Raw genomic sequence first — 19,696 nt, forward strand, 5'->3', positions numbered from 1 at the left:
GAAACACTATTTTATAACTTTTCGAAACACGGAGGTACACTATGCCTATCTACTTTTATCAAACCAATCAGCAGCTGCCTTTATCTCTGGAAAGCATCGGCAACGATTGGGCGCAAGATGACGTCGCTCGTCCTGATGGCTATCCCTACTTCCATTGGCTGCAAACCGAGCAAGGGGAAGGCCGAATCACATTTGGTCAGGAATCGTTTATCTTACGTCCGAATGAAGGCATTTTGATTTTTCCTTTTACGCCCCATCGCTATTATCCATTGACTAACTGGAAAACATCCTTCGCCACATTCCAAGGCCCTTTGGCAGCTGAGGTGTTAAAGCAGTACACGAATCAGCCCTATATATTAGCTGAAGAGTCAGAAACCTTTTCTTATGTCACCTGGATCAATCAACGGATCAAAGAAGACCAACAAATCAGTTGGGACCCGCTACGGGCTTCTAGCGAATGTTACCGCTTTTTATTGGCGATCATGCAAGAACGCTCAGGGAATCCAACAGAAAAACACCCGCTGTTCCAACAATATCTGGTTCCCGTTATACAAGAAATCGAAACGAATTACGATCAGGCGATCACGATCAAAGAACTAGCAGGGCTCGTCTATGTGTCACCACAGTATCTCTCACGTTTGTTCCAACGTTTTTTGGGGCAATCTACTGCACAATATTTATTGAACTACCGCATGACCCGAGCCAAAGAGCTTTTGGTGGCACAGCCAGATCTGCCCATTCAACAAGCTGCCTTCGCCGTGGGGTTTCAAGATGCAAGTCACTTTACTGCATTATTCAAAAAAAGAGTCGGCTTAACTCCATTGAAGTTTCGCCAACTCTATCATTGATTTTTCGGTTTTAAGACGTCTTGCCATTGCCCCATCTGATCGATAAACTTCTTACTTTTTAAATGAATGCCCACATATTCATCATATAACAAATCAATCACTCGTCGGATCGCGGCTTTCGTTTCTGGCTTTAATTTGATTGAAGCAATCTGCTCGTAGGATATTTGCGAAAATAAGCGAATAAAATGGATCGCACGAGAATCAGCATGATAACGACGTTCGTCCATCCCCCAGTGCTGTTCACATAAAATACCGCTATATTTTGAGGAATAGTCAAACCGACCGTCGGTTTTTCCGCAGATCGCACAATGGGTCCAATTCGGGGTGATCCCGAAACGGTGCAAAATCTGGATCTCAAAGATATTGGTGATGATCTCTGCGTCGTTTTCTTGATCCATTAATTGCAAGGCCTCATGTAAAAATTGGTATAGATGTGGGTCATAGACCCGATCATCAATAGCAGAATCAGCCAAATTCAATAAGTAGGTTGCATAACCAGCAATAAAAATATCACTTTGGATCGTACGAAAAGGATGGATGTCTTTGGCATTGTTTAAAAAGGACAAGCCTTCCGTTTTGATGGTTCCCATGTAGGTGGCTTCAGTATAGGAGAGCAGCGCTGGTGCCAAGGGGTTATTTTTCCGATGGGCACCCTTGACATAAAACATTTGCTTCCCAGCAGATTCCGTAAAGATTTTGACTAGCTTGTCTTTTTCTTTATGGTCTTTTGAAAAAAGTAAGATTCCTTTTGTTTCAACAAGATTCATCGTCGCACCCCATTTCTTTAAAAAAACTGATCCAGTTCGCTGACTGCATCAGTTTTTCCTCATTAAAACAGATCATGTTTTATCTGCATGTCATCAATACTCATCTTTGCGATAGCCATAGTCCGTTAAGAAGGTTTGCTTGTCGCGCCAATCTTTTTGCACTTTTACCCATAATTCCAAGAAGACTTTGTCATCTAACAAGTGTTCAATGTCTAAACGAGCTTTCGTACCGATCTGTTTCAGCATTTTTCCGCCTTTACCAATGATAATGCCTTTTTGACTGTCACGTTCGACAATGATCGTCGCTTGAATATGCACCTTGTCATTGTGGTCTCGTTTCATAGAGTCAACGACGACTGCTACTGAGTGAGGTACTTCATCTCTGGTCAGTAGCAAGACTTTTTCCCGCACCAATTCGGAGACGATAAAGTATTCTGGATGATCCGTGATTTGATCCTCTGGGAAGTACTGAGGTCCTTCTGGCATTTCATCGATCAGTAGCTTCATTAACGTTTCGAAATTATTGCCTTCTGTTGCGGAAATCGGTACGATCTCAGCAAAGTCCATTTGTGAGGAGTAGTCTTCAATAATTGCCAATAAGGCATCTGGATGGACTTTATCAATTTTATTGATCACGAGGAAAACCGGTGTCTGACTTTGGCGCAATCGTTCGATAATAAAATCATCGCCCTTGCCACGCTTTTGGTCCGCACTGATCATAAATAGCGTCACGTCAACTTCTCGCAGTGCACTATAGGCGGTTTCAACCATAAAATCGCCTAAACGGTGTTTGGGTTTATGGATCCCTGGTGTATCGATAAAGATCAGCTGTGCGTCATCCGTCGTGTAGACCCCTTGGATTTTGTTACGGGTCGTTTGCGCTTTGTCACTCATGATCGCGATTTTTTGTCCTACGACTCGATTTAGTAGTGTTGATTTCCCAACATTTGGCCGCCCGACGATCGCAACGAAGCCTGATTTGTGTGTTGTCATTGTTGTTCCCCTTTATCTTGTGTTTTGGTGCGCATCAGAAGAGCTGCAGCAATTTTGGCAAGAAGATGATCGCTGCGACGACTAACGCAAAAACTGCGGTCATCAGCACGGCACCAGCTGCCATATCTTTGATTTTTTTTCCGATAGGATGGAAATGGAAATCTGTAAACATATCTACGACGTTTTCAAAGACGGTGTTGATGATCTCAACGATCCAGACTAAGAAAACAGCTAGCAGCAACCAGAGCCATTCCATTTGACTCAAACGGAAAATAAAGCCTGCAATGATCGCAACGATTCCTAGTGCAACATGTTTACGCATATTGCGTTCCTCTTTAAAGACGGTTTTTATACCAGTGAAAGCAAATTCGATCGACGAAATAAATTGTTTGTTTTTCCCAATATTCTTATCTTTTGAGTCCATAGGCATCCAGTATTTCCTTTTGCAATCCAAACATTTCCTTTTCATCTTCAGGTGTCATATGATCATAGCCATTGATATGCAAGAAACCATGTAACGCCAAGAAACCTAGCTCCCGATCATAGGTGTGCCCGTATTCAGCAGCTTGTTCTTTCGCTCGTTCAATGGAGATCATAATATCTCCAAGATCACGCGGCAGCTCTTCAAGGGCTTCGTCAAAAATGATCGACAGCTCTTCGTCTGTTTCTTCTTCAAAGGCAAAACTGATGACATCCGTTGGTATATCTTTGCCGCGGTACTCCCGATTAATTTCTTGGATCGCCGCATTGTCCATAAATGTGACGGACATTTCAGTATCCTCTGGAAGTTCTAAATGTCCTGCAGCAAATTGCAGCAGTCCTTCGATCTCTTTGATCTTGGTTTCCCCCACTGAATTTGTCTCATCTAAAAAGGTAATCTCCATTAGCGCTCTCTTCTTTCTTGTTCTTCTTTCATTTTCTCTGCTTCCGACTTCATTTTTGGATATTTGATCCGTGAATGGAAGGTACTGCAAAGTCCGTTGACCAGTGATTTTTCAATCATTCGGATTTCTTTCAAAGTCAGGCCTGTTTCATCCAGTTGACCGTCTAAGATCCGATCATTGATGAGATTTGCAACAAATTCTTGAATCTTTTGATTTGTTGGATTTTCCATCGCTCGAACAGCTGCTTCACAACTATCCGCGATACTCACAACGCCAGCTTCTCGTGTTTGCGGTTTTGGACCAGGATAACGGAAATCTTCTTCCGTCACCTCGGGATTACGCTCTTTGGCTTTCACGTAGAAATAACGCATCAAGGTCGTGCCATGGTGTTGACGACAAATGTCGATCACCATGCGCGGCATTTTGGCTTCTTCGAGAATTTCCGCCCCATCGATCACGTGACCGAAGATGATTTGTTTGCTGTCTTCAGGCAACAAGAAATTATGCGGGTTTTCGGCACCAGCAGGTAGATTTTCTACGAAGAAATTGGCATGTTTGACCTTGCCGATATCATGGTAATAACAAGCCACACGAGTCAGTAAGCTTTGCCCGCCGATTTCGGCAACGGCATTGGCACTAAGATTAGCAACCATCATACTGTGATGATACGTTCCTGGCGCTTCTTCCAGCAACTGTTTTAACAATGGATGATTCGGGTTACTCAATTCATTTAACACGATCATACTCTCATCCGTCACCAACAATTCGATGTAAGGATGTAGTCCCATCGTTAGCAAATAGCTTAAGAGAGAGCCTGCTAAACCACAAATGATCGTGGTCCAAGTGTTCCCGCGAGCAAAATCCATTCCTTGGAAAATCACCAGCACAAAACTCAGTAAGAGCGGAAAGACGATCACCCACGCTACTGCCGTTTTCCCTTGACTAGCGATGCGGGCGCGCTTGATCATCGTTCCCATCAAGCCAGAGAACAAATAGGTGACTAAGACGGTCGTCAACAAGTTGGTTCCGCTAGAATCAAAGTAAATAAAGAGTGCACTGATTACTTGGAAAATCGCAGACAAAATCCCCAAACGACGGCTGGAGAAAATACTCAGGATCAACGGTGTAAACGCAGCTGGGAAAAACAGTGGGATAAAGGTCACTAATTCAGATTGGAAAAGTTGGAAAAACTTCATGATCAAAATACTGAATGCCATTGCCAAAATATAAAACGTGACCGCATTCATCCGTTTTTCCACGTCTTTCGTCTGTTTCGTGTAATAAAACACCATCAGCATCTGTAAGACTGTTGCTAACACTAAAGCGATCAATGGAAAAACAGAAAAGGTCTGATTAGTCATTCCTAAAAGCTGCAGCTTCTCTAGGGCATTAGCATCGATCTGCGAGCCCTCACGGACAATGATCTCTCCTTGATAAATCATCACTGGAGGAACAGCATCCATGGCGGTTTGCCGTGCTTCTTCTGTCCGTTTTTCATTTGGGATATCGTTCACGACGATTCCTTGATTGACTAAGAAACGTAAGACAGAAGCCATGTCTGAGCTAACATCTAAGAACTGGATCTTATCTTCCGCCTCAGAACGAAACGTACTTAATTCCGTTTGGCGGATCTGTTTCGCCATTTGTTCATCAACTAATTGTAGCGCATAGGTACGCACTGTATTTAATTCATCATCACTTAATGAGAACATCGTCGTCAAAAAATTATTGGTAAATGACTGATAAAAATCCAGTTCATCATCACTCATTTTTTCAAATTCTTGTTTTAAGGCTGCGATATATTCATCTGTACTAGGTTTAGGGATATTTTCATCCTCATCGGCCTCAGCCACTTTTTTTTCATGGGCTTCATCCACTGATTTTTTGACTGAAGCAACTAAGTCAAATAAATGATCGATACGATCATGCTGCGTTTGCGCCAGTGTATCCTGATACGTGTACTCTGGTGGTACAGCTTCGGCAGCCAGTTTACGCTTTTGTTCCGTCGCAGCGGTATTTTCGATCGTTTTATTGGCACGGATATTTTCTTCCGCCACTTGACCTTCGCTATAATCGACATTGTTTTGTTTGACGCTGGTGTACATGATACCAATCGAAAAAAGAAAGAAAAGGAACATCAAAACTGGTAGATAGAATTTCCCAAGTCTTTCTCTAAATTTCCGTAGTGGTTGAATGATCATAGTTCTCCTCCTAAAAGACGATCAGCGCTTGTCTTTAAGATCTGCTTCTTCATATGCGCGAATGATCTCGGCAACAACTGGATGCCGCACGACATCTCCTGCTTCAAAATTAGCAAAAGCAATTTTAGGGATCTCTTGTAACGTCCGTTCGGCGTGGATCAAGCCGCTTAAAGTCCCTTTTGGCAAATCGATCTGGCTGGTATCGCCATTGACGATCATTTTAGAGTTGAATCCTAAACGGGTCAAAAACATTTTCATTTGAGCGATCGTCGTATTTTGCGCTTCATCTAAAATGACAAAGGCATCTTCTAGCGTACGTCCACGCATATATGCCAATGGTGCGATCTCAATGACGCCTCGTTCCATGAGACGGTTCGTATGATCCATCCCAAAAATTTGATACAACGCATCATAAACGGGGCGTAAGTAAGGATCGACTTTTTCTTTCAAGTCTCCTGGTAGGAAACCAAGATTTTCTCCTGCTTCAACGGCGGGACGTGTCAAAATGATTTTTTGCACTTGGCCTTTCTTTAAAGCTGCAATTGCCATTACGACTGCTAAGAAGGTCTTTCCGGTTCCAGCGGGGCCGACACCAAACACTACATCATGTTTACGGACGGCTTCGATATATTTTTTTTGCCCAGCATTTTTCGCTCGGATCGGTTTGCCGTTACGGTCTTTGATGATCTCTTCTTCATACATATCTTTGAAATAATCAAGACTGCCCTTATTCACCATATTCAACGCAGTGATCACATCAGGGGTACTGATATTGATGCCTCGTTTGATCAACTCTTGCAAAGCCCGAATCACGGATTGTGCCTTTTCAGCGGCTTCAGTTTCTCCTACGATTTGGATCAGCTCACCACGAGTGTGAATGACCGTTTCTGTGGAGTCTTCAATAATTTTGATGTTCTTATCGTGGGCACCTAATAATAAACGAACGTCATCGTTTTCACTAAGTGTTATCTCGATCGTTATTGTTTTGTCTGTCAAATATGTTACAGCTCCTTTTTTGGCGTTCTTATTAATAATAACATAAGATGGAAAAAAGAAAAATTACTTATCAAGCACAACAGTCGTTTCCCCTTGTCCTTATGCTTTTTTTAAGTTTTCGAAATCAGAAAAAAAAGCCGCAAGCATGTCATCCATACTTGCGGCGTGAGCTTACATTTGATCCAATAATTCTTTAACGATCGCATTGACTTGATTGCCGTCTGCTTTGCCTTTAACTTGTGGCATTACAGCACCCATCACTTTTCCAAATTCTTTGGAAGAAGAAGCACCAGTCTTTTCAATCGCTCCAGCGACGATTTGGCGGATTTCCGCTTCATCGAGTTGTGCTGGCAAATATTTTTCAACAACTGCAATTTCAACTTTGACTTTCTCTGCTAGATCATTTCGGTCAGCTTTCTCAAACTCATTTAAAGAATCACGACGCTGTTTCATCTCACGAGACAAAACGGTCAACTCTTCTTCTTCATTCAAGTCAGAACCTTTTTTGATCTGCTCATTTTGAATTGATGCTTTCAACATGCGGATCACCTGCAAGGTTTCCTTGTCTTTGGCTTTCATCGCTGTCTTCATGTCATCATTCAGTGTACTTAGTAGTGTCACACTACCAGCTCCAATTCTCAAAACAGTAGAAAATTAGAATTTTTTGCGTTTTCTAGCTGCTTCAGATTTTTTCTTACGCTTTACGCTAGGTTTTTCGTAAAATTCACGTTTACGAGATTCCTGTAAAGTACCCGCTTTTGACACGGAACGTTTGAAGCGACGAAGAGCATCGTCAAGTGATTCGTTTTTGCGAACGACTGTTTTTGACATGTAAATTCCCTCCCTCCGAGCTTAAAAAGTAACCGTAGTTGTTATTGAAATAAAATCCCAAAAAACACGACTGTCCTTTAAAAATTATAGCTAACCCCTGAAAAAGTGTCAAGGCATTCTGTTAAAAAAGTCTTCGATCCCATCAAGTTTGTTTGGGTTTTCATTGACATTCTTCACAACGGCCCAAAATCTCGAAGCGATGTCCCTCGATCAAGCAGCCAGGAAGCTGTTCTTGGAAGAAGTCCATCGGGCAAATATGCAGTTCTTTTGTTTTGCCACAAACCGTGCAAATAAAGTGATGGTGATGATGGTCCTCTAATTCTGCACAGCAGTTATAGCGAAACTTCATCTCCCCGTTCAGCTCTGTTTCTTCTAAAATACCGATCTCAGAAAAATCATGCAGATTACGGTAGATCGTATCATAGCTCAAGCCAGGATACTTTTCTGACATGTATTCATGAATTTCCTTGGCTGGCAAATAGCGATTGCGTTTCACTAAATAGGTGATGATCGCTTCTCTTTTTTTGGTGTATTTAAAGCCATTTTCTTTCAATGTAGTCATGGCATGCTCAATAAGTGTTTGATTTTTCATCGTAGGCCCTCCTGATAAATCAAAATCATTCCGATTCTATCGATCTTAAGTATGGTATAATGAAATCAATAAAAAAGCAAGAGAGGATTTTTCTTATGAAGCCAACTGAACCTGAACAACCAGACTTGCAAGAAAAATTGCAAACCAGTGCCGCAGTGACGATGTTCGTGTTGTCGGACTCTGCCGGCGAAACGGCATCAAAGCTTGCACAAGCGACAATGGCCCAATACCCCAGCGTCGAATTTAACCTTTTTAGACGCACGTTTATCCACACAAAAGAGCATTTGATCAAAGCTTTGTCTGATGCAAAAAAACACAACGCCATTATTCTTCATACCTTGATCAAAGAAGAACTTGTGGATTTGACGAATCATTTTTGTGAAGAAGCTGACCTTTACCATTTCGACGTATTGACCCCTCCAGTAAGTGAAGTAGAACGACGAACTGGCGTAGCACCTTCACGAGAGCCAGGGGCTTTGCACCACTTAAACGAAAATTATTTCAAACGCATCAAAGCCATGGAATTTGCGGTTATGTACGATGATGGGAAAGACCCTCGTGGCTTCTTGGAAGCAGATGTCGTGTTACTAGGGGTTTCTCGGACGTCAAAAACGCCTTTGAGTCTATTTCTAGCAAACAAAAATTTAAAAGTTGCTAACCTGCCTTTAGTACCGCAAGCCCACATCCCAAAACAGCTCTGGGAAATCGATCCGAAAAAAATCGTCGGGCTAACAAACGATCCGAATGTGTTAAACAGTATTCGCAAAGAACGGATGCGCTCCTACGGCTTGAACCCAGATTCTGCGTATTCCGATATAGAAAAAATCAAAGCGGAGCTGACGTTTGCCAATGATCTTTACGAGAAACTAGGCTGTGTCGTGATCAATGTCGCTTCTCTTTCCATCGAAGAAACCGCCTCTATGATTTTAAATGCATTAAACTTAGAAGATCATAGTTATTACACGTCAGAAACGAAAGACTAACCTCGATGAAGCAATGAAAAACGGTGAGCAGAAAATCTTCTGCTCACCGTTTTTGGTCTGTGGCTCATTTATTATTCTCTTTTAGAACACTTGCAGCCCTTCACGATCGATTTGCAATTGTTCAATATACGCATTGCTCTCCAAGGCGTGCAAAAGTTTTGAGATTCGTTCTGCCCGTTCCTCTGGGACGATCGCTAAGACCGTAGGACCTGCGCCGCTTAAGAAACAGCCATAGCCGCCTTCTTCTTCGCAGATTTGGCGAATGGTCGACAAGTGCGGTACAAGCTTTTCCCGATAGGCTTCATGAAAACGATCCTGCTGCATCAATTTTCCTGCAAGAGGCAGATTGCCATTGATGACCGCTGCGATCATCACGTTGGCGATCGCACTGGCTTCGACAGCTTGCTCGTGAGAAAGGGTCTGCGGCAAGACTTGACGACTTGCTTCAGTCAACAGTTCTTCATGAGGAATATAGGCAATGATCTCGCACTCTGGAAAATGATGCTTGACTAAATACGTATGCTTGTGCTGATGGTCGTAAGCAGCAACCGCAAAATCTCCATAAATTGCTGGTCCAACGTTGTCAGGATGCCCTTCGATGGCAGTTGCGATCTCAAGCTTTTGTGCTGCACTCAGATTCATGTGGGCCATGCGGTTGGCTAGTTCAATCCCGGCGACGATCACCGAGGAACTGCTGCCTAAGCCTCGTGCCAAAGGAATGTCCGAACTCATACGAATCTTCAAAGGCTTCATGTTTGGTGCTAATTTCAATGCCACACGCAAAAGCAAGTTGGTTTCATCCGTTGGGATCTCTGAACCTAGCTCATGGATGATTTCCCACGTATCGTTTTCTTTTAAAACTTCAATGAACAAATACTTTGACAGGGCAATCCCGCAGGAATCAAAACCAGGCCCTAAGTTCGCACTGGTTGCAGGAACGCGGATCTTCATAGATTGGCAACTCCTTCACGAAGATGCTGACGCATTTCTTCTAAATCACTCATCTTATTGATGGTTACTTCTGTCGCTTTGATAGCTGTATTAGGATCCTTCAGACCATTTCCAGTAAAGACGGCAACGACAGTCTCACCTGGTTTGATTTTACCTGCTTTCACGTGCTGGATGACACCAGCCAGCGAGGCAGCTGAGCCTGGTTCAATAAACACACCATCTTGCGCAGCAATTTTACGGTAAGCATTCAAAATTTCCTCATCGGTTACTGCATCGATGTGTCCATTTGATTCATCACGAGCGGCTTCTGCCAACTGCCAGCTGGCTGGATTGCCGATCCGAATCGCTGTAGCAATCGTTTCTGGTTGTTCGATGACTTCACCACGGACGATCGCAGCAGCACCTTCAGCTTCAAACCCATGCATTCTTGGCAACGCGGTGCCTTTTTTCTCATGCCATTCTTTGAACCCTTTCCAATATGCCGAGATATTCCCTGCATTACCGACAGGAATCGCAAGAACATCCGGTGCTTGTCCTAATTGTTCGCATACTTCAAAGGCCGCTGTTTTTTGTCCTTCTAAACGATAAGGATTGACTGAGTTTACTAGCGCCACGGCTTCGGTTTCTGCAATATCTCGTACTGCTTTTAACGCTTCATCAAAGTTTCCTGGGATCGAAATGATGTCGGCTCCATAAACGATTGCTTGCGCCAATTTTCCCATAGCGATCTTGCCATCTGGAATAACAACATAGGCTTTGATCCCCGCTCTGGTCGCATAAGCTGCTGCTGCCGCACTGGTATTTCCTGTCGATGCACAGACGATTGCTTTGGCACCTTCTTCCACCGCTTTTGCCACCGCCATGACCATCCCTCGGTCTTTAAAAGAGCCTGTCGGATTCAGCCCTTCGTATTTTCCATACAATTGAATCCCTAATTCCTTGGAAAGGCTTGGTAAGGGAATCAACGGCGTGTTGCCTTCAGCCAGCGACAATACTGGTGTATTTTCGTTGACTGGCAGATATTCCTTGTATTGATGCAATAATCCTTGATACATGTTTATTCCTCCATCACTTTCATTATTTGTATGTCTTGTGCATCGGTATAAGTTGCGAGTTTTTCTGTTAACTCTTTTTCGCTCATTGGATTGGTGATTCCAGCTATTCGTTGGTCTGCTTCGTTGAACACCGTTTGCTCAAACGCAAACCATTCTGGAAGAGCGTTCCCTTTGATCTCTTGACTTGAAAAAGACACATAATGCTGGCTAGGGACTTCTTCTACAGCTGCTAATGCTGTTTCTTTTTCAAAAGTTAGAAAAGGTTCAACGATCCCAAAGCTTTTATTTTTTGCTAAAACGGTCAAATCCGCTACCACGCTGGTGGCCGTCGGTCGTGATCCTGCTCCTGGTCCATAAACCATTGATTGATCGATGCCTTCACTCTCGATAAAAATGCCATTAAACTCGTTTTGGATCGTCGCTAACGCATGGTTTTTCGGCACTAATACAGGTCCAACTGACACAGTAAGGGAACCGTCAACTGTCTTTTGTGCTGCACCGATCAACTTCACTTCATAACCAAAGGCTTGTGCCTGCTTAATATCTGCCACAGCTAAGCCGCGGATGCCTTTTGTTGCCACATCAGCAACATGGATCGTTTTTCCAAAAGCAAATTTGGTCAGGATCACCATTTTATAAGCCGCATCGATACCGTCAACATCATTAGTAGGATCTGATTCGGCAAAACCTTTTGCTTGTGCTTGTGACAAAGCATCTTCATAGGTCATGCCATCTTCCGTCATTTTCGTCAGCATATAATTGGTCGTCCCATTGACGATGCCAAAAATCCCTGTGATGGTATCAGGCAGATAGTGGGTGCTCAATGTACGCAAGATCGGAATGCCACCACCCACGCTGGCTTCATAATAAAGAGACACCCCGGCTTTTTCAGCGATTGCCAGCAGTTCAGGTCCATGGGTGGCAATCAAGTCTTTATTTGCCGTCACAACGTGCTTCTTATTTTCTAAAGCAGCTGAAATAAACGCTTTTGCCGGATCGATCTTCCCGATCAATTCCACAATTACGTCGATGGTCTCATCTTCAAACAACTCATTTGCCTCATTCGTCAACGCAAACCCGTACTTAGCCGCTAACGCAGACTTATCCTCGTAAGGCGAAGCTAATGCTTTCGTGATTTGCACACTGACTCCTGTGCGTGCCAGAATGGCTTCTTTTTGCTCTGCCAACACTTGGCATACCCCGCTGCCGACAACACCCATTCCTAATAATCCAATGTTCAATTGCTTACCCATAATGCCCCCTAACTGAAAACGTTATTAAAAACCGTTCATCTAATTTTAATATTTCCACTAGCATACCAAAAACAATAAGAAAAAACTAGGACTTTTGAGAAATTCTCGCCCTAGTTTTAACGGTGATGGATATGTTCGAATGTTTTTTGCAAAATATCCACAACATGTTTGTCATCAAGACTATAAAGGATGGTTTTTCCTTGTCTTTCCGACTTTACGATCCGATTATCTTTCAAAAGTTTCAGCTGATGAGAAACTGCTGATTGTTCCATATGTACTTGTTCTGCAATCGAAGTGACATTGCGCTCTCCTTCTTGAAGAGACAACAAAATTTTTAGTCTAGTGGGATCACTAAGCATTTTAAAAATCTGTGTTACTTGCTGAATTTCTTCTAGTTTCGGCGTAGTCATCGCGCCACATCCTCTCTTATTTCCTTTTGCATTTTAGCCCTTGATAGACAGCTTGTCAATCAATGCTCGACGATCAAGGAGAAGAAACGAGCTAAAAGACAAGAATAGATCCAAGCGTCAGAAAATTCCCTTTAGAAGCTTCGGTCCCTCAACACCTGTTTGCTGAGGGAAGCGAAAGCTTCTTTTTCTACCACTCGGATCATTCAGTCAATTGCAATTTTTTTGATTATGAAGACATCAGATGACTTTATTCACCTGTGATTTCTTCGATCGCTGCTTGCAGATCAGCAATTTTTTGTTCTGCTGCTTCTGCCGTATCGCCTTTTACACCAATATAAAACTTGATTTTAGGTTCGGTCCCAGAAGGACGAACAGCAATCCAGCTTTCATCTTCCAAGGTGTATTTCAAAACATCAGAAGGCGGTGTGGTCATTTTTTGTTGGTGACCATCTAAGCCCACACGAGTCAACAATTTAAAGTCTTCTGTTTGCACGACAGGGGTTCCTGCGAAGACGGAAGGTGCTTTTTCACGGAAAGTCTTCATCAAGGCAGCAATCTTAGTTGCCCCTTCCATGCCGCTCATCGTTACAGAAATCGTTTTTTCTGCATAGTAGCCGTACTCTTCAAAAATATCTTGCAGACCATCATACAATGTTTTGTCTGATTGTTTGTAAAAAGCAGCCACTTCTGCTAATAAAACGAGCGCTTGGATCGCGTCCTTGTCCCGTACAAATGGTTTAACTAAGTAGCCATAGCTTTCTTCAAAGCCAAACATGAAAGTTTGAGAATGGTCTTTTTCAAATTGTTGGATTTTTTCGGCAATAAATTTAAAGCCAGTTAAAACATTGATCATATCAACATCGTAGGCTTTAGCGATCGCTGTTGGCAATTCACTAGAAACGATCGATTTTAAGACTGCTGCATTTTCTGGCAATGTTCCAGCTGTTTTATGGGCTTCTAAAATGTAACGGATCATCAATGCACCTAACTGGTTACCTGTCAAGACTTGGTAGTTGCCATCTGGCATTCTTACTGCAGCCCCTAAGCGATCGGCATCTGGATCTGTTGCGATCAATAAGTCAGCACCTTCTTTTTCACCTAAAGCAATCGCATATTCAAAGGCAGAGTGCTCTTCTGGATTCGGTGATTTTACTGTGCTGAAGTTTGGATCAGCAACCGCTTGAGAGGGTTCAATAATGAATTGTTGGAAACCAGCTTGTTTCAACGCTTTCTCGCCAAGCATCCGCCCTGTTCCGTGAAGTGGTGTATAGACAAGTTTCAAATCTTTGCCCACCGTATCGATCAATTCTTGATCGATCGTGACTTCTTTGATTTCTTTCAGATAGGCAGTATCGATTTCTTCGCCAATAATAGAGATCAAGCCGCTGTTTTTGGCTTCTTCTTCACTTAATACAGGAATCTCCAACGGATTTTCAATTTCCCGAACAAATTTTGTCAATGCATCCGCATCTGCTGGTGGCATTTGCCCACCATCTTCCCCATATACTTTGTAGCCATTGTATTCGGCTGGATTGTGAGAAGCAGTGATCATGATTCCAGTAAAAGTTTTTAAGTAACGCACAGCAAAAGATAATTCTGGCGTCGGACGTAAGCTTTCAAAGACGAAGGCTGGAATATCATGTTTTGCCAATGTTTTTGCTGCTTCCATCGCGAACTCAGGTGAAAAATGACGGGAATCATAGGCAATCGCTACGCCACGACGTCTTGTTTCGGGATCTTGTGTATCCATAAAGCGAGCCAAGCCTTCCGTTGCTTGACGAATCGTATAAATGTTCATCCGATTGATACCAGGTCCTAAAATCCCTCGCATGCCAGCAGTCCCAAATTCCAAAGGCATATAAAAAGCGTCTTCTAACATCGCAGGATCTGCTTCTAATGCGGTCAATTGTTCTTTTAATTGTGGATCTAAGTGTTCACTGTTTTTCCATTGATTAAATGTTTGTTCCCATGCCATAAAATAACCTCTCCTTTTTCCGTTAAAATGCTCTAAAATTAGTATAACACTACTTACAGATTTCTCAAAGAATAACCAAACGAAAAATAAAAAAAGCTGCTATCAAAAGTGATTGACACTTTAAAAATAACAGCTAATTCCATTAGATTATTTTGTTAATTGCGCATCCTTTTGTGTTTCAATAAAATCAAACACTTGTTGACCAGCAATACTGCCATCGCCGACTGCCGTTGTGATTTGACGCAAGCCTTTTTCACGAACATCGCCAATCGCGTAAACACCAGGAATTGAAGTTTCCATCTGATCATTTGTTAAGATCCAGCCAGCATCATTCGTGATACCGCTAGCTTTGAATGGTTCTGTCAACGGATCTAAACCAACATAGATAAAGACACCGCCAGCAGCTTCTTCTGTCACTTCATCCGTTTTTACGTTTCTGATTTGCACGCCAGTTACGACCATTTCATTGCCTTTGATTTCTTCTACAACAGAATCCCAAATAAAAGAGATTTTCTCGTTGGCAAATGCGCGGTCTTGGATGATTTTTTGTGCTCGTAATTCGTCACGACGGTGAACGATCGATACTTCAGAAGCAAATTGCGTTAAGTAGATAGCTTCTTCGACTGCCGAGTCGCCTCCACCAACAACGATCAAGCGTTTGTTACGGAAAAAGGCACCGTCACAAACCGCACAGTATGAAACACCGCGTCCTGCGAATTCTTCTTCGCCTTTGACGCCTAACTTTCTATGTACACATCCTGTGGCAATGATGACTGTTTTCCCTTGATAGGTTTTGTCTTCGGTGGCAACTTCTTTGAACTCACCTTGATCCGTGATGCTTTGAACGATCCCATAGGCATTTTCAACACCAAATTTAATGGCACCTTCATACATTTTAAATGCTAATTCAGGGCCTAAGATTGATTCGAAGCCAGGATAGTTTTCAACCTCAGCCGTATTGTTCATTTGTCCGCCAGGTGCTCCTCGTTCAATCATTAGTACTGATAAATTCGATCTTGACGCATAAAGCGCTGCTGTCATCCCCGCAGGGCCTGCGCCGATGATAATTACATCATACATATATTTCCCTCCAATTTGGACTACCCATACTTTACTTTCAAAAGCAAATTCTTTCAACTCATCTGCTTACAAAAAATAATAAGATATTCCTGCTTTTACTTTTGAAAATTACATTGACTTTCTTTTCAATTTTTGTAAAATTTTCACGATACGTCTATTATATAGAAAATAAGGAGTCCTTACAATTGAATAAGAAAAAACTTTTAGGAAAATCAGACCGTGAACTGATTTTTCTCAGCTGGCCAATTTTTGTTGAGCTATTTTTGCGGGTCGTTATTGGGAATGTCAACGTTTGGATGATTTCTCATTACTCCGAGCCAGCAGTAGCGGCCGTCAGTGCTGCCAATCAACTATTGAATTTAACGGTCTTTATTTACGGTTTCATCACCGTGGGTACTCAGATCATTATCGCACAATTGATTGGTGCGAAAAAACGCGACCAGATACCGAAAGTCATCAATACCGCTCTTTTTGGGTCATTGTTCATCGGGATTTTGATCAGCTTGATGTTCCTTTTCGGCTCAACCTACCTTTTGCGATTCATGGGCTTAGATGCTGAATTAGTTGCTTTAGGTCATGGATACTTACAAGTGTATGGCGGAAGTCTGTTCCTTTCATCGATCACGGCGGTCATAATTGCTGTCATGCGTAGCCACAGTTTCACAAAACCTGCGTTATTGGTACCGATGTTTGCTAGTATCCTAGCCGTCATTGGCAATTACTTTGTCTTATACAGCCCCTTTGGTTTACCGAATTTCGGTGTGACTGGATTGGCATTTTCTAGCGTCTTTGGTAATTCGATCGGTTTACTAATTGCCGCCATGTTGCTGAAGAAACATGTGAATTTTTCTGTTTTATCTGCCCGTTTCTCGAATGTCTCTTGGGGCGTGATGAAAAACATTTTGACTTACGGATTGCCTTCTTCTGGCGAGTCTCTTTCCTATCAAGGAGCGCAAGTCGTGGTGACGATGATCGTGGCGCAACTTGGCGCAAGTGTCTTGATTGCAAAATCTTACGTAACAGCTATCACCCAATTTGTTTATTTGATCGCCTCCGCATTAAGTCAAGGAAACCAAATCATGATTGGCCGCAATGTCGGTGCGGGTGAATTCGATCGCGCGCATCAGCGAGGCATGCGCACGATGGTGATCGGGATCATCGCCTCGGTAACGATCTGCTTATTGACCTATCTATTTATTGAACCGATCATGGGGATCTTTACTTCCAATACCGAAGTAATCGAGATTGCTAAAGGTGTCTTTTTAGTAGAGATCGTCTTAGAAACAGCGCGTGCAGTCAATATGATCCTAGTTGGTTCATTAAATGCAAGTGGTGATGTGAAGTTCCCATTGATCTGCAGCCTAATTGTTCTATGGGTCATCAGCTTACCGTTTTCGTACTCACTTGCCATCGTCTTTAAATTTGGCTTGATCGGCGTTTGGATCGCTTATGCCATTGACGAAGCATTGCGCAGTGTCTTAATGATCTATCGCTGGCATTCTGGGGTATGGAAAACTAAATCTGTCGTTCATCCACAAGAAGCAGAACCTGAAGTCTTACCAGAAGCATAATAAGAGTCCAGTGGTCCCAATGGCCGCTGGATTTTTTGTTTTTTATAAGAAATAAAATGCACCAAGAAGTTCGCTTGGTTTTTTTGAAGACTTTGCTCTATACTTATCTCAGAAGCTATTGACTATGATTTACATTAAAAGGAGCGTTTGCTATGTCAATCTATGACTACCAAGCAACATTAGAAAACGGCGAAACTTATTCGCTAGCAAACTACGAAGGTCAACCGCTGGTGATCGTCAATACAGCTACAAAGTGCGGGTTGAGCCCGCAGTTCAAAGAATTACAAAGTCTTTATGAAACCTATAAAGACCAAGGGTTGGTCGTTCTAGGGTTTCCTTCTGACCAGTTCAAACAAGAAGTCGGCTCAGCCGAAGAAGCCGCAGCCGCTTGCCGAACCACCTATGGTGTTGATTTTCCGATGCACAAGTTAACGGTGATCAATGGCAAAGACGCCGATCCCTTGTTTCGCTATTTGGAAGAAGAAGCACCGGGTACACTAGGCAAAGCCATTAAATGGAATTTCACGAAATTCTTGGTGGACCGCCAAGGTAAAGTCGTGGAGCGTTTTGCTCCACAAACCAATCCTCAAAAAATGATTCCAGAAATTGAAAAAGTTCTTTAAAAAATGGATAAAGGCGACCTTAAGGACAAAACATGTCATGCTTAAGGTCGCCTTTTTTTGTAATTGCTGCAACGCAAGCCTTTTACAGCACTCTCATTGTCGGTTATCAATAATCTCGGAGCAGCCATTTCTACTTATAGAAATCATTCGTGATAATAGTTTTTAAAAAGACTTTAAAAAAACTGCAGTCGATCTACTTAGATTTCTCTAAGGGATCAACTGCAGCTTCTTATAATTAGTTATTCGATAAATCTTCACCGTTTGAAGCAATCACTTGTTTGTACCAATCAAATGATTTTTTCTTTGTTCGTTTCAAGGTGCCGTTTCCTTCATTGTCACGGTCCACATAAATGAAACCATAGCGTTTTTTCATTTCACCTGTTCCAGCTGAAACTAAATCGATACAACCCCAAGTCGTGTAACCCAATAAGTCGACACCATCTTGTTCAACCGCATCTTTCATTGCTTGAATATGCTCTGCCAAGTATTGGATCCGGTAGTCATCTTCCACATAGCCATCTGCATCTGGTGTATCCACAGCTCCTAAGCCGTTTTCAACGATGAACAATGGTTTTTGGTAGCGATCATAAATGTCATTCATTGTGATGCGCAAACCAAGTGGATCAATCTGCCACCCCCACTCACTTGCTTCCAAGTATGGGTTTTTCACAGAGGCAAAAATATTGCCAGCCGTTTGTTCTAATAATTCAGCGTCCGTGGTTGATACGCGGGAAGAATAGTAAGAGAAGGAAATAAAGTCTACGGTGTGAGCTTTCAACAGCTCAAGGTCGCCTTCTTCCATTTTGATTTCGATCCCATTGCGTTCCATTTCTTTCAGCGCATATTGTGGATATTCCCCACGTGATTGAACATCAATAAAAAAATAGTTTTCGCGATCTGCTTTGCGTGATTCCCAGACATCTTCTGGTTTGCTTGTATATGGATAGTATGCGCCAGCAGCTAACATACAGCCTACTTTGTTCTCAGGATCGACTTCATGAGCGATTTTCGTTGCGATCGCAGAGGCCAATAGCTCATGGTGAGCCGCTTGGTATTTCACTTGCTCAACGTTATCGCCTTCTTCAAAGTAAAGACCTGCTCCCATAAATGGCGCATGGAGAATCATGTTGATTTCATTGAAGGTCAACCAGTATTTTACTAATCCTTTGTAACGGTTGAAAATCACGTTACACAAGTTTTCATAGAATCCGACCAATTCACGAGAACGCCATGCCCCGTATTTTTCAACTAAATGCATTGGGCAATCAAAGTGAGTGATCGTTACTAATGGTTCGATCCCATATTTGTGGCATTCTTTGAAAAGATCTTCATAGAACTTCAAGCCGTCTTCATTTGGTTCTGTTTCATCCCCTTTAGGGAAAATCCGACTCCAAGCGATCGACAAACGGTAGGTTTTAAAGCCCATTTCGCCAAATAGCGCGATGTCTTCTTTGTAGCGATGATACATATCGATCGCTTCTTTTGCTGGGTAGAAATGTTCGTCATCAAAATCGAACATTTTCATTTGACCAGTAATGACTGGAAAACGATCTTTGCCGATCGGTACCACGTCAACGTTTGCCAAGCCGCGTCCGCCTTCTTGGTAGCCTCCTTCACATTGATTGGCAGCTGTTGCGCCGCCCCATAAAAAGTCTTTTCTAAATGCCATGTTTCTTTCCTACT

Annotated in this window: 20 protein-coding genes; 4 read left to right on the forward strand and 16 right to left on the reverse strand. The window is 42.6% G+C overall.

Going from position 1 to position 19,696, the window contains the following annotated elements:
• Positions 1–41: 41 nt before the first annotated feature.
• The gene (locus IGJ15_RS09155) at positions 42–848 is read left to right on the forward strand and encodes an AraC family transcriptional regulator (RefSeq protein WP_005225848.1); all 807 of its coding nucleotides are present in this window, start codon (positions 42–44) and stop codon (positions 846–848) included.
• On the opposite strand, the gene recO is transcribed toward IGJ15_RS09155, so the two are convergent.
• The 9 genes from recO to IGJ15_RS09200 all read right to left on the reverse strand — a co-directional run bounded on the left by recO (position 842) and on the right by IGJ15_RS09200 (position 8,112).
• A complete protein-coding gene (recO, locus tag IGJ15_RS09160) occupies positions 842–1,615 on the reverse strand; it encodes a DNA repair protein RecO (protein WP_005225847.1) in 774 nt (257 codons plus the stop codon). The genes IGJ15_RS09155 and recO overlap by 7 nt on opposite strands.
• 93 nt (positions 1,616–1,708) lie before the next feature.
• Complete coding sequence (gene era / locus IGJ15_RS09165; RefSeq protein WP_005225846.1) at positions 1,709–2,608, reverse strand: GTPase Era; 900 nt, start codon at positions 2,606–2,608, stop codon at positions 1,709–1,711.
• Positions 2,609–2,642: 34 nt separating this feature from the next.
• A complete protein-coding gene (locus IGJ15_RS09170) occupies positions 2,643–3,032 on the reverse strand; it encodes a diacylglycerol kinase family protein (RefSeq protein WP_016610244.1) in 390 nt (129 codons plus the stop codon).
• Entirely contained in the window at positions 3,016–3,492 is a 477-nt protein-coding gene (gene ybeY / locus IGJ15_RS09175; RefSeq protein WP_430599027.1) for an rRNA maturation RNase YbeY, read from the reverse strand. The genes IGJ15_RS09170 and ybeY overlap by 17 nt, the downstream gene beginning before the upstream one ends.
• Positions 3,492–5,693 carry an HD family phosphohydrolase gene (locus IGJ15_RS09180; protein ID WP_010748045.1) on the reverse strand — a complete coding sequence of 734 codons (2,202 nt, stop codon included), beginning with the start codon at positions 5,691–5,693 and terminating at the stop codon, positions 3,492–3,494. Before IGJ15_RS09180 ends, ybeY begins: the two co-directional genes overlap by 1 nt.
• Before the next feature lie 21 nt (positions 5,694–5,714).
• A complete protein-coding gene (locus IGJ15_RS09185; RefSeq protein ID WP_010748044.1) occupies positions 5,715–6,689 on the reverse strand; it encodes a PhoH family protein in 975 nt (324 codons plus the stop codon).
• Positions 6,690–6,860: 171 nt separating this feature from the next.
• A complete protein-coding gene (locus IGJ15_RS09190; RefSeq protein WP_005225841.1) occupies positions 6,861–7,310 on the reverse strand; it encodes a GatB/YqeY domain-containing protein in 450 nt (149 codons plus the stop codon).
• Positions 7,311–7,343: 33 nt separating this feature from the next.
• Positions 7,344–7,520 carry a 30S ribosomal protein S21 gene (gene rpsU, locus IGJ15_RS09195; RefSeq protein WP_002356740.1) on the reverse strand — a complete coding sequence of 59 codons (177 nt, stop codon included), beginning with the start codon at positions 7,518–7,520 and terminating at the stop codon, positions 7,344–7,346.
• Positions 7,521–7,680: 160 nt separating this feature from the next.
• Positions 7,681–8,112, reverse strand: a complete 432-nt coding sequence (locus tag IGJ15_RS09200) for a Fur family transcriptional regulator (protein WP_005225833.1) — start codon at positions 8,110–8,112, stop codon at positions 7,681–7,683.
• 95 nt (positions 8,113–8,207) lie between these two features.
• Between IGJ15_RS09200 and IGJ15_RS09205 the strand changes: the two genes are divergently transcribed.
• Positions 8,208–9,095 carry a pyruvate, water dikinase regulatory protein gene (locus IGJ15_RS09205; RefSeq protein ID WP_010748043.1) on the forward strand — a complete coding sequence of 296 codons (888 nt, stop codon included), beginning with the start codon at positions 8,208–8,210 and terminating at the stop codon, positions 9,093–9,095.
• 81 nt (positions 9,096–9,176) lie between these two features.
• Here the strand turns inward: IGJ15_RS09205 and thrB are convergent, their stop codons facing one another.
• The 6 genes from thrB to trxB form a co-directional block, all read right to left on the reverse strand.
• Positions 9,177–10,046, reverse strand: a complete 870-nt coding sequence (gene thrB / locus IGJ15_RS09210) for a homoserine kinase (protein ID WP_005225831.1) — start codon at positions 10,044–10,046, stop codon at positions 9,177–9,179.
• On the reverse strand, positions 10,043–11,101 hold the full coding sequence (thrC, locus tag IGJ15_RS09215) for a threonine synthase (protein WP_010748042.1): 1,059 nt from the start codon (positions 11,099–11,101) through the stop codon (positions 10,043–10,045). Before thrC ends, thrB begins: the two co-directional genes overlap by 4 nt.
• A gap of 2 nt (positions 11,102–11,103) precedes the next feature.
• Positions 11,104–12,354, reverse strand: a complete 1,251-nt coding sequence (locus tag IGJ15_RS09220; RefSeq protein WP_010748041.1) for a homoserine dehydrogenase — start codon at positions 12,352–12,354, stop codon at positions 11,104–11,106.
• A gap of 116 nt (positions 12,355–12,470) precedes the next feature.
• Complete coding sequence (locus IGJ15_RS09225; RefSeq protein WP_005225828.1) at positions 12,471–12,764, reverse strand: ArsR/SmtB family transcription factor; 294 nt, start codon at positions 12,762–12,764, stop codon at positions 12,471–12,473.
• Between the two features lie 247 nt (positions 12,765–13,011).
• Positions 13,012–14,739 carry a phospho-sugar mutase gene (locus tag IGJ15_RS09230; RefSeq protein ID WP_005225827.1) on the reverse strand — a complete coding sequence of 576 codons (1,728 nt, stop codon included), beginning with the start codon at positions 14,737–14,739 and terminating at the stop codon, positions 13,012–13,014.
• A 147-nt stretch (positions 14,740–14,886) separates the two neighbouring features.
• On the reverse strand, positions 14,887–15,819 hold the full coding sequence (trxB, locus tag IGJ15_RS09235; protein WP_010748040.1) for a thioredoxin-disulfide reductase: 933 nt from the start codon (positions 15,817–15,819) through the stop codon (positions 14,887–14,889).
• A 185-nt stretch (positions 15,820–16,004) separates the two neighbouring features.
• On the opposite strand from trxB, the gene IGJ15_RS09240 reads away from it, so the two are divergent.
• Both IGJ15_RS09240 and IGJ15_RS09245 read left to right on the forward strand, forming a co-directional pair.
• Entirely contained in the window at positions 16,005–17,390 is a 1,386-nt protein-coding gene (locus IGJ15_RS09240) for an MATE family efflux transporter (RefSeq protein ID WP_010748039.1), read from the forward strand.
• Between the two features lie 152 nt (positions 17,391–17,542).
• Positions 17,543–18,013 carry a glutathione peroxidase gene (locus IGJ15_RS09245; RefSeq protein ID WP_010748038.1) on the forward strand — a complete coding sequence of 157 codons (471 nt, stop codon included), beginning with the start codon at positions 17,543–17,545 and terminating at the stop codon, positions 18,011–18,013.
• Between the two features lie 235 nt (positions 18,014–18,248).
• On the opposite strand, the gene IGJ15_RS09250 is transcribed toward IGJ15_RS09245, so the two are convergent.
• Positions 18,249–19,682, reverse strand: a complete 1,434-nt coding sequence (locus IGJ15_RS09250; protein ID WP_008378424.1) for a 6-phospho-beta-glucosidase — start codon at positions 19,680–19,682, stop codon at positions 18,249–18,251.
• Positions 19,683–19,696 lie beyond the last annotated feature (14 nt).

Origin of the sequence: Enterococcus sp. AZ079 (assembly GCF_050547255.1) — a bacterium.
Classification (GTDB): Bacteria; Bacillota; Bacilli; order Lactobacillales; family Enterococcaceae; genus Enterococcus_D; species Enterococcus_D casseliflavus.

Coding starts and splice junctions, on each gene's coding strand:
- IGJ15_RS09250 (WP_008378424.1), bottom strand. CDS start 19,682: ATGGCATTTAGAAAAGACTTTTTATGGGGCGGCGCAACAGCTGCCAAT.
- IGJ15_RS09220 (WP_010748041.1), bottom strand. CDS start 12,354: ATGGGTAAGCAATTGAACATTGGATTATTAGGAATGGGTGTTGTCGGC.
- IGJ15_RS09230 (WP_005225827.1), bottom strand. CDS start 14,739: ATGGCATGGGAACAAACATTTAATCAATGGAAAAACAGTGAACACTTA.
- era (WP_005225846.1), bottom strand. CDS start 2,608: ATGACAACACACAAATCAGGCTTCGTTGCGATCGTCGGGCGGCCAAAT.
- IGJ15_RS09155 (WP_005225848.1), top strand. CDS start 42: ATGCCTATCTACTTTTATCAAACCAATCAGCAGCTGCCTTTATCTCTG.
- IGJ15_RS09245 (WP_010748038.1), top strand. CDS start 17,543: ATGTCAATCTATGACTACCAAGCAACATTAGAAAACGGCGAAACTTAT.
- ybeY (WP_430599027.1), bottom strand. CDS start 3,492: ATGGAGATTACCTTTTTAGATGAGACAAATTCAGTGGGGGAAACCAAG.
- IGJ15_RS09205 (WP_010748043.1), top strand. CDS start 8,208: ATGAAGCCAACTGAACCTGAACAACCAGACTTGCAAGAAAAATTGCAA.
- recO (WP_005225847.1), bottom strand. CDS start 1,615: ATGAATCTTGTTGAAACAAAAGGAATCTTACTTTTTTCAAAAGACCAT.
- trxB (WP_010748040.1), bottom strand. CDS start 15,819: ATGTATGATGTAATTATCATCGGCGCAGGCCCTGCGGGGATGACAGCA.
- thrC (WP_010748042.1), bottom strand. CDS start 11,101: ATGTATCAAGGATTATTGCATCAATACAAGGAATATCTGCCAGTCAAC.
- IGJ15_RS09225 (WP_005225828.1), bottom strand. CDS start 12,764: ATGACTACGCCGAAACTAGAAGAAATTCAGCAAGTAACACAGATTTTT.
- rpsU (WP_002356740.1), bottom strand. CDS start 7,520: ATGTCAAAAACAGTCGTTCGCAAAAACGAATCACTTGACGATGCTCTT.
- thrB (WP_005225831.1), bottom strand. CDS start 10,046: ATGAAGATCCGCGTTCCTGCAACCAGTGCGAACTTAGGGCCTGGTTTT.
- IGJ15_RS09200 (WP_005225833.1), bottom strand. CDS start 8,112: ATGAAAAATCAAACACTTATTGAGCATGCCATGACTACATTGAAAGAA.
- IGJ15_RS09180 (WP_010748045.1), bottom strand. CDS start 5,693: ATGATCATTCAACCACTACGGAAATTTAGAGAAAGACTTGGGAAATTC.
- IGJ15_RS09170 (WP_016610244.1), bottom strand. CDS start 3,032: ATGGACTCAAAAGATAAGAATATTGGGAAAAACAAACAATTTATTTCG.